At 41.1% G+C, this 8898-nt stretch carries 8 protein-coding genes and 1 pseudogene; 6 read left to right on the plus strand and 3 right to left on the minus strand.

All coding sequences use genetic code 11. The annotated features are described in order from the left end of the window. The first annotated feature begins 16 nt into the window (after positions 1–16). From ABLA85_RS08875 to ABLA85_RS08895, 5 genes are all read left to right on the plus strand, one after another. Complete coding sequence (locus ABLA85_RS08875) at positions 17–817, plus strand: sulfite exporter TauE/SafE family protein (RefSeq protein ID WP_367963230.1); 801 nt, start codon at positions 17–19, stop codon at positions 815–817. Positions 818–853: 36 nt separating this feature from the next. Continuing rightward, a complete protein-coding gene (locus ABLA85_RS08880) occupies positions 854–1405 on the plus strand; it encodes an elongation factor P hydroxylase (protein WP_367963232.1) in 552 nt (183 codons plus the stop codon). A gap of 21 nt (positions 1406–1426) precedes the next feature. Next, positions 1427–1714 (plus strand): YfcL family protein, encoded by a 288-nt coding sequence (locus tag ABLA85_RS08885; protein WP_367963234.1) that lies wholly within the window; start codon positions 1427–1429, stop codon positions 1712–1714. Between the two features lie 540 nt (positions 1715–2254). Continuing rightward, positions 2255–2857 carry a hypothetical protein gene (locus ABLA85_RS08890; RefSeq protein WP_367963236.1) on the plus strand — a complete coding sequence of 201 codons (603 nt, stop codon included), beginning with the start codon at positions 2255–2257 and terminating at the stop codon, positions 2855–2857. Positions 2858–2968: 111 nt separating this feature from the next. Then, positions 2969–3484, plus strand: coding sequence for a GNAT family N-acetyltransferase (locus ABLA85_RS08895; protein WP_367963239.1), 516 nt, complete (start codon positions 2969–2971; stop codon positions 3482–3484). A 154-nt stretch (positions 3485–3638) separates the two neighbouring features. Here ABLA85_RS08895 and mnmC read toward each other — a convergent pair whose 3' ends face one another. Then, positions 3639–5684, minus strand: a complete 2046-nt coding sequence (mnmC, locus tag ABLA85_RS08900; protein WP_367963247.1) for a bifunctional tRNA (5-methylaminomethyl-2-thiouridine)(34)-methyltransferase MnmD/FAD-dependent 5-carboxymethylaminomethyl-2-thiouridine(34) oxidoreductase MnmC — start codon at positions 5682–5684, stop codon at positions 3639–3641. 215 nt (positions 5685–5899) lie between these two features. On the opposite strand from mnmC, the gene fabB reads away from it, so the two are divergent. Further along, the gene (fabB, locus tag ABLA85_RS08905; RefSeq protein ID WP_367963241.1) at positions 5900–7114 is read left to right on the plus strand and encodes a beta-ketoacyl-ACP synthase I; all 1215 of its coding nucleotides are present in this window, start codon (positions 5900–5902) and stop codon (positions 7112–7114) included. A gap of 51 nt (positions 7115–7165) precedes the next feature. Here fabB and ABLA85_RS08910 read toward each other — a convergent pair whose 3' ends face one another. Next, positions 7166–8689 (minus strand): tripartite tricarboxylate transporter permease, encoded by a 1524-nt coding sequence (locus ABLA85_RS08910; RefSeq protein WP_367963243.1) that lies wholly within the window; start codon positions 8687–8689, stop codon positions 7166–7168. Between the two features lie 94 nt (positions 8690–8783). Next, a pseudogene (locus ABLA85_RS08915) lies at positions 8784–8898 on the minus strand (IS5/IS1182 family transposase); the annotation flags it as partial.

Consider the following 8898-nt stretch of genomic DNA (forward strand, 5'->3'; position numbering starts at 1 on the left):
TCTGGTGAAATAAATAATGGAATGGTCATTACTGGGTCCAGAAGTTTATGGTTTTCTCTTTTTGGTTGCTCTGGTTGCGGGTTTTATCGATTCTATAGCAGGTGGAGGCGGACTATTGACGATCCCTGCTCTATTATCAGCAGGTGTTTCTCCGGTTCAGGCATTAGCAACAGGAAAACTTCAGTCTGTAGGTGGTTCGCTATCTGCCAGCCTGTATTTTATCCGTCGTGGTACAGTGAACCTGCGTTCTGAACGATTTTCCATTGCTATGACTGTGCTAGGGGGGATGTCGGGAGCATTGTTGGTTCAGTTTGTATCACCGGATTTATTGCGTTATGTCCTGCCTATATTAGTGATGATTATTGGCCTTTACTTTCTGCTAGTACCTAATATTGGTGCGGAAGATCGACAACGTCGTTTGGGGCCGATAGCTTTTGGTTGTTTTGCGGGAGGCGGGATAGGTTTTTATGATGGTGTATTCGGGCCGGGAACAGGTTCTTTTCTGGCACTCTCTTACGTAATGCTCTGTGGTTACAATCTGGCTAAGGCAACAGCACATGCAAAAGTGTTAAACTGCGCAGCCAATCTCGGTGCATTAGGTTTCTTTATTCTTGGCGGGCAGGTTTTATGGCTGCTCGGTTTTGTCATGCTGATCGGTCAGATGATTGGTGCCCGTTTAGGCGCTGGTTTGGTATTGAGCAGGGGGCAAAAGTTAATCCGTCCAATGCTGGTGACTATCTCTTTTCTAATGAGTATCAAGCTCCTTCATGATCAACACGGTGATACCATCCGTTCCTGGTTGGCGTTTTATTTTTGATTTTAGGCTATTATTTTGAGGATATTGTATTAATACATGGCTGGATATCACTATCAACAACTGATTGAAATTTTTGATAATTGTTTTAGCGATGACTATAACACCCGTTTGATAAAAGGTGATAATGAGCCGGTTTATTTGCCCGCAGATGAAGAGGTAGCTTATAATCGGGTTGTGTTTGCTCATGGTTTTTACGCCAGTGGATTGCACGAAATTTCGCATTGGTGTATTGCGGGTAAAGAGCGTCGTAAATTGGTTGATTTTGGTTACTGGTATTGCCCTGATGGTCGTGATGCTCAGACTCAAGCGGAGTTCGAGAAAGTCGAAGTTAAGCCACAAGCATTAGAATGGCTATTCTGTGTAGCTGCTGGTTTTCCTTTCAACATTAGTTGCGATAATTTGGACGGCGATTTTGAGCCGGATCGCTTTGCTTTTCAGCAGAAAGTTCATGCGCAAGTCATGGCATATCTTGAAAACGAAATACCCACACGTGCAGCACACTTTATTCATGCGCTGCAATCGTTTTACAATACGCCTCCACTAAAAGCAGAACATTTCCCTTACCCGGAAGATCCTTTTGCTAACTAAATTGATTTTTAAGGAAAAGCAATGCTCGCAGAGTTTGAAACACGCATTCTGGCATATATAGATGATATGGTTGAATATGCCAGTGATGACGAATTATTTGCTGGTGGATACCTCCGCGGGCATCTGACGCTGGCTGTTGCCGAATTGGAACAAGAAGGCGCTAATACTATTGAACAGCTTCACCAGCGTGTAGAAGAAAGTATCCATAAAGCGATTAAGGTGGGAGAATTGACGCCACCAGATCAAGTTTTAGTTTTAACAACCTGGCAAAAACTATTAGCAAAACTACTGGATAGTGTGAAAGTGTGATCTATAGACACTAAAATTATTTCTTGAGGGCTGTTTTGCAGCCCTTATTTTTTTATGCAAATAATGTAAATCTCAATGTTCGGTTACATAAAAGTTCGCAATGGCTCGCAATAACTATAATAAAATTGAGAAGCATGAGTCTTTAGCGATCCTTTTATAGTGTATATAGATTAAGATAATTTGGTTAGCAGAATTACTCAGAAAGTTTTTAAATCAGAGCTTGTGTGATGCTATCCTTTTTGAGGAGATTAAAATAATCATGTTATTAGTAGAACGTGTGATGATTAAAAAAATTAATGATGGTAAAATTCAGGTCATAGTTTAGTCAATAATTAGGTGTTTTTTTAATTGTATATCCAATAATTTCTGGATTGCCTCAATAAAGGGAAAATATAGATTTTCTATCAGCTTAATAGGAGAGGAAATTTAATCGTATGAAATGCGATTAGCTAATAGAAAATAAACAGGTAATTCATAAAAAATAGAATGAATTATCTGTGAAAGTTCAGAGTTGAAAAGGATATTTCAGGAGATAATGCCATGGGGTTGGGGAGTTGCTCTGTGCGAAGTGGATATGGATTTTATACTGGTGATAAGATGTTTTTGTTACCTGAATCGATAAGTTTTAGTGCTTCAAGATGGAGGGGAAGGCAAAGTATGAATCCACAATTGGAAAAAAAATTTGACAATCTGGAATCAGATGTTTCCCATCTAAAAACGGATGTTTCTCAGTTAAAGGTAGACGTTTCTCAGTTAAAGGTAGACGTTTCTCAGTTAAAGGTAGACGTTTCTCAGTTAAAGATAGATGTTTCATTGTTGAAAGCAGATGTTTCATTGTTAAAAGAAGATGTCTCACTGCTAAAAACAGATGTTTCACAATTAAAAATAGATATGGAAGTTATAAAATCCAATTATGCGACAAAAGCTGATATTGAATCAGTAAAAGTACTTATTCATAATGAAATAACATCTGTAAATAAAGAAATGTCATCTGTATATAAGGAAATATCATCTATGAATAGTAAAATATTATCTCTGCATAAGGAAGTTTCAGATAAAATGGCGGCCCAAACCAAGTGGATGGTAACAATGATGTTTGGTTTTTCTGGTATTATTATTGCCGCAATGAAATTTATGCTTTGAATAGGTTTTAGAATCAATAAACTGACGTATTTTAATTCTTATTTATTAGTGGAGTATTTATTTTAATATTATTAATATGACCATCAAATAAATAAATTGTCAGGATAAGTCATGTTTACTATTCGTCAAACACAAACATCAGATGTAAATCAATTACCGACAATTGAATATTCTGCTGCACAGTTGTTTCGTTTTATACCTGATTTGGCCTGGATTGCTGATGGTCACGTACAAACGGAACAACAACATTTGGACTATATTGCTCAGGATAATAGTTGGGTAGCTTTGGAGAAGGGGCATCCGATAGGATTTATTCTGGTTAAATCTATGGATGATGGACTGCATATCGTTGAATTGTCTGTACATGGAGATTGGCAGAGAAAGGGCATCGGTAAGGCATTAATAGAAAAAGTTATTCAGGTTGCTAAACAGCGTAAATTACAGTCAGTGACTTTAACGACTTTCCGTTATGTTGGCTGGAATGCTCCCTTTTATCAACGACTGGGATTTTCCATTTTAGAACCTCAGCAGATGAGTGAAGCATTGCAGCAGATTTTACAAGATGAAATTAAATATGGGTTTTCGGCAGTTCAGCGTTGTGCAATGAAACGCTTAGTGATTGCATGAGAAAGCTACAATTGAGTTTTAATCGTTTCAATTAATACAAATTTAATAGCATCAGGCATGATTTGTTATGCCTGATGCAAATCGAGACTTATTCGGTGTGTCGTAAAACCTCAGCCTTTACGACAGCCCTTTAGGGCGGTTAAGATGTTAAAAATTAAGGCTTTTCTGCTTTCACTTTTTTACCGCGTAGCAACTTCCTGAGCCAGAAACGATTCGGGTGCAAAGCCGCTAATATTTCATCATCAAGTGGTAAGGCTTCATTAAATATTTGCCCTACAAGTAATTCAGCACTTAAAGGAGCAGAACACAAACCACGTGAACCTAATGCACCAATAACAAATAAATCAGGGTAGCAAGGTGATTCGTCTATTTTCTCCCCGGACTGTATCTGTTGAGGTAAATCGGCGTATTTTGCCATAATTTCACTGAAAATAGGTACATTGCCGACCATTGGCATATGATCCCGAATCACACATCGTATCCCCTGACGGGATTTATCCTCTGAGATATCAATTTGTTTTACCCAATCAACATCAGGGAGACATTTCAGGAGACGGTCACGATTCTCCTGTTGTTCGGCAGAAGAGTACTGAGTATCTAATTGATCGCGTTGATAACTTGCACCAATACAGTGATGCTGATTTTTGGGATTAACGGGGGTCATATAACCATCGTAACACAGCACACTTTTTAGCTGGCTAAGCAGGTCATTTGTTGGGATATGACTGACTTGACCACGGACTGCGGTAACAGGAAATTTTTCGGTCTGTTCAAATTGAGCCAGGCAATGTCCATTGGCAATGATAACCACTTTGTGGTTTTTAAGTTGTGTATGTCCCTGATGTTCAATGTGTAGTTGCCAACCGTTTTCATGCTGAACCAGTCGTGTTATTTCGTGATTGAAATATGTCCTCATACCACGTTGCTGTGCAAGTTTGATAATTTCTTGAGTCAATTGTGCCGGGTATAACCATCCTCCCTGTGGATAATGGATACCATGATAGTTGACATCTAGTCCGCATATTTGACTCAACTGTTGACGATCCATTCCAACAGCAATATCTTCCGGCCATGCTGTGTGCAGTATTTTGTCGATTTTGTTGTGACTTTTTTCATCATAGGCTATTTGGCTAACACCACACCATTGATGCTCAAATAACACGTTTTCATTAGTCAGTTCATCATATTGACGACGGGCAAAGGTGAATGCTGAAGTAAAGAAACGTTCTAATGGATCGTGACGACCAGTAAGTAAAGGATAAAGCGCGCCTTGTTGGTTACCTGATGCACCTTGTGCTGGCTGTGTATCCTGGCAGTATAGCGTGACTTTTGCACCACGTCGCAGTAAAGCAAGAGCAGTCAAGGCACTGGCAATACCTCCACCAATGATTGCGACATCATCAGTATGATCAGTGCCAGGGCGGGAAAACCAGGGCATATCCGTTTTGGTGTTGTGAACTGAAGGAGGTAAAACGCCTGTCAGCATCTCTCTCTTACGCCCGAAGCCCTTGACTTTTGTGACAGTAAAACCGGCTGCTTGTAGTCCACGGCGTACTAAACCTGCTGATGTGAATGTCGCAAATGTTCCTTTCGGACGAGAAAATTTTGCCATTGCAGTGAACAGTTGTTCGCTCCACATTTGTGGGTTTTTGGCAGGAGCAAAACCATCTAAAAACCACGCGTCAACTTTACCTGTCAGGCCGGAATTTACCTTGGGCAATAGTTCATTTACATCGCCAAACCAGAGATCCAGAGTAATAGCACCATTATCCAGAATTAACCGATGACAACCTGCAAGTGGTAAAGGCCACTGCTGACATAATTCTTCAGAAAACTTTTGAAGCTCTGGCCAGCGTTGATGTGCACTTTTTAGATCAGCGACTTTTAATGGATATTTTTCGAAACTAATATAGTGCAGCCTTTTTAACGTAGCGTCTGAATATTGCTGTTTGAACTCTGAAAAAGATTGCCAGAATGCAAGGAAATTTAACCCAGTGCCGAATCCGGTTTCGGCAATAACGCAATCAGAACGGTGATGTGTGCTAAAACGTTGAGGAAAATGATTGCCTTGTAAAAATACATATATGGTTTCTTCTAACCCATCTTGATTTGAGAAATAAACATCATCAAATTGCTCAGAAATAGGTGTGCCCTGTTCATTCCAGCTTAGGGTTGCGCTACTGATAGCACTGTTTTGCACAATACTGTTGTTCAAAATAAGGCCTGTATTGTTGAGAAGAATAACGGGAGATTTTAACGGTCTTGATGCTATTACACCACTTATGAGCGATCTTAAAGTCCGGGTTATGATCAATTGTTCATAATTTTTACCCTGATCGGACTTGTTCAGCGTACAAGTGTACGCTAAAGTGCGAGAAGGAAATCCCGCAGGTAAACATATTGATGAGGTAATTAATGAAACGAGCAGTAATCACTGGTTTGGGCATTGTATCTAGTATTGGTAATAACCAGAAAGAGGTGCTGAAATCTCTGAAAGAAGGCCGTTCCGGGATCACTTTTTCCGAAGAATTCAAAGAAATGGGGCTTCGTAGTCACGTATGGGGGAATGTCAAACTGGATACAGCAGGTTTGATTGACCGTAAAACACAGCGTTTTATGAGTGATGCTTCTGTTTATGCTTATCTGGCGATGGATGAGGCAATTAAAGATTCTGGCCTTTCTGATGAGCAGGTTTCTAATTTACGTACAGGGTTGGTTGTTGGCTCTGGAGGTGGTTCTCCACACAATCAGGTTGTCTGTGCGGATGGTATGCGTGCTCGTGGTTTACGGGGCGTCGGGCCTTATATGGTGACACGGACAATGGCTTCCGGTATTTCTGCTTGTCTGGCAACGCCGTTCAAAATTAAAGGCGTAAATTACTCTATCAGTTCCGCTTGTTCGACTTCTGCACACTGTATTGGTCATGCGGTTGAATTAATCCAGCTTGGTAAACAGGATGTTATTTTCGCCGGTGGTGGTGAAGAACTGAGCTGGGAAATAGCCTGTGAATTTGATGCAATGGGAGCACTCTCTACCAAATATAATGAAACACCAGACCGAGCTTCCCGTACTTATGATCAAAACCGTGACGGCTTTGTTATTGCTGGCGGCGGCGGTATTGTTGTTGTTGAAGAATTAGAACATGCATTGGCTCGTGGCGCACATATATATGCTGAGGTTATTGGCTACGGAGCCAATTCAGATGGTTTGGACATGGTTGCACCTTCAGGTGAAGGGGCTGTGCGTTGTATGAAGATGGCTCTGGATGGTATTGAAGGTGAGGTGGATTATATTAATACTCATGGTACATCAACACCTGTTGGCGATTTGAAAGAGCTGGAAGCGATTAGAGAAGTATTTGGTGACAAGACACCAGCTATTTCCGCAACTAAAGCGATGACCGGGCATTCTTTGGGGGCGGCTGGTGCTCAGGAAGCGATTTACAGTTTATTGATGTTGGAGCATGGAATTATTGCACCAAGTATTAATATCGAAGAGCTGGATGAAAAAGCGCTTGGCATGGATATTATTACTGAACCTACCGAACGCGAACTACAGACGGTGATGTCTAATAGCTTCGGGTTCGGCGGTACAAATGCATCTCTGGTAATGCGCAAATATCTGAACTGATTTTCCAAAACTGAAAAGTTTTATCGGCTTACATAAAAGCCAATTCATCAACTATGTGGATTGGCTGTAAATCTTCTCATTTCTCTTACGTTTTTTATGTATTATCCGTAAGATAGGCGGAACGATAATAACCAGCACAGCTAAGACCAACAAAAATTGAGCAATGGTACTACTCCACAAAATATCGAAATTACCGTTACTGATTGAAAGCGCCCGTCTCAAATTTTGTTCCAGCATTTCACCTAACACAAATCCTAAAATAAGCGGTGACATTGGAAAGTTCATTTTCCTAAGAATATAACCGAACACCCCCAGACCAACCATCAACATCAGATCGAATGTCGTACTGTGTACAGCATAAACTCCAACTGCTGAAACGGTGGCTATGGCCGGTACTAAGAACCACAGAGGGATACTCAACATACGGGTAAACAGCCCAATCATTGGAATATTCATGATGAGTAAAAGAATATTGGCGATAAGTAGGGCTGCAATCAACCCCCAGACTATATCCGGCTGCTCTGTAAACATAGCAGGCCCCGGTGTGATGTTATAGAGCGTCAGTGCACCTATCATTACGGCTGTAGTACCTGAACCGGGGACGCCCAGAGTAAGCATAGGAATGAATGAACCACATGCTGATGCATTGTTGGCTGCTTCAGGTGCTGCCACACCACGAATATCACCTTTGCCAAATGAATTGCTGTTTCCACTCAGCCGTTTTTCTGTCATGTATGTGATTGCGCTGGCAATCGTTGCTCCGGCACCGGGCAGGATACCAACAAAGAAACCAATGACTGAGGAGCGTAATATTGGCCCGGTACAGGTTTGGACTTCTTTTTTGTTAAACAGTAGCCGCCCGGTTTTACTTATTACTTTTTGTCCAGTGGAAGTGTTTTCAAGCATCAGCAGAATTTCACTGACAGAGAACAGACCGATCACAACGACAATAAACTGAATCCCATCAGAAAGGTGGACATTATCAAACGTGAAGCGATAAACCCCAGTATTAGCATCGACTCCTACTGTCGCTAACCCTAATCCGATCAAAGCAGCCAATAGAGATTTGACAGGATTCTGGCTCATCATGCTGCCAAGACAGGCAATCGCAAAAACCATCAGGGCAAAATATTCAGCAGGCCCGAATGCCAAAGACCATTTAGCCAGAAGAGGAGCAAACAAAATGATACCAACAATAGCTAAAAGTGAGCCACAAAATGAGCTGATTGCTGAGATAGACAATGCAACACCAGCTTGCCCCTGTTTTGCCATTGGGTATCCATCAAGAGCGGTCATAATTGCGGCAGCATCTCCCGGAACATTCAGCAGAATTGAAGATATCCGTCCTCCATATTCACAACCAATATAGACTGTTGCCAATAAAATTAAGGCGGATTCCGCGGGTAATTTCAAGGCAAAAGCTAACGGTAATAAAATGGCAACACCATTTATTGGCCCCAGACCGGGGAGTAAACCAACAACTGTACCAATAAAGCAGCCTATTAATGCGATAATCAAATTCTTAGGGATTAATGCGACTTCAAAACCTTGTGTCAGGTATATCCAAGTATCCATTTTATTCTCCTTACCTGAACAGGCTACCAATGGGTAGCGTGACATCTAACAGGCGATCAAACACAAAAAAGAGTGATATACCTAGATAGTGTCGTCATGAAATACTTAACCAAAGAGCAAGGCAACGGATTTGGACTGCTGCAAGAAACGATGCACTATTTTTAGCGTAACGGGTCGCTATTCCACGACAGCGTTTCAGATGTAGAAAA

This window comes from Xenorhabdus sp. SGI246 (genome assembly GCF_040838225.1).
In the GTDB taxonomy this organism is placed as follows: domain Bacteria; phylum Pseudomonadota; class Gammaproteobacteria; order Enterobacterales; family Enterobacteriaceae; genus Xenorhabdus; species Xenorhabdus indica.

Bases quoted from the DNA above. Each gene is read 5' to 3' on its own strand.
- ABLA85_RS08875 (WP_367963230.1), top strand. From the start codon at position 17: ATGGAATGGTCATTACTGGGTCCAGAAGTTTATGGTTTTCTCTTTTTG.
- ABLA85_RS08880 (WP_367963232.1), top strand. From the start codon at position 854: ATGGCTGGATATCACTATCAACAACTGATTGAAATTTTTGATAATTGT.
- ABLA85_RS08885 (WP_367963234.1), top strand. From the start codon at position 1,427: ATGCTCGCAGAGTTTGAAACACGCATTCTGGCATATATAGATGATATG.
- ABLA85_RS08890 (WP_367963236.1), top strand. From the start codon at position 2,255: ATGGGGTTGGGGAGTTGCTCTGTGCGAAGTGGATATGGATTTTATACT.
- ABLA85_RS08895 (WP_367963239.1), top strand. From the start codon at position 2,969: ATGTTTACTATTCGTCAAACACAAACATCAGATGTAAATCAATTACCG.
- fabB (WP_367963241.1), top strand. From the start codon at position 5,900: ATGAAACGAGCAGTAATCACTGGTTTGGGCATTGTATCTAGTATTGGT.
- ABLA85_RS08910 (WP_367963243.1), bottom strand. From the start codon at position 8,689: ATGGATACTTGGATATACCTGACACAAGGTTTTGAAGTCGCATTAATC.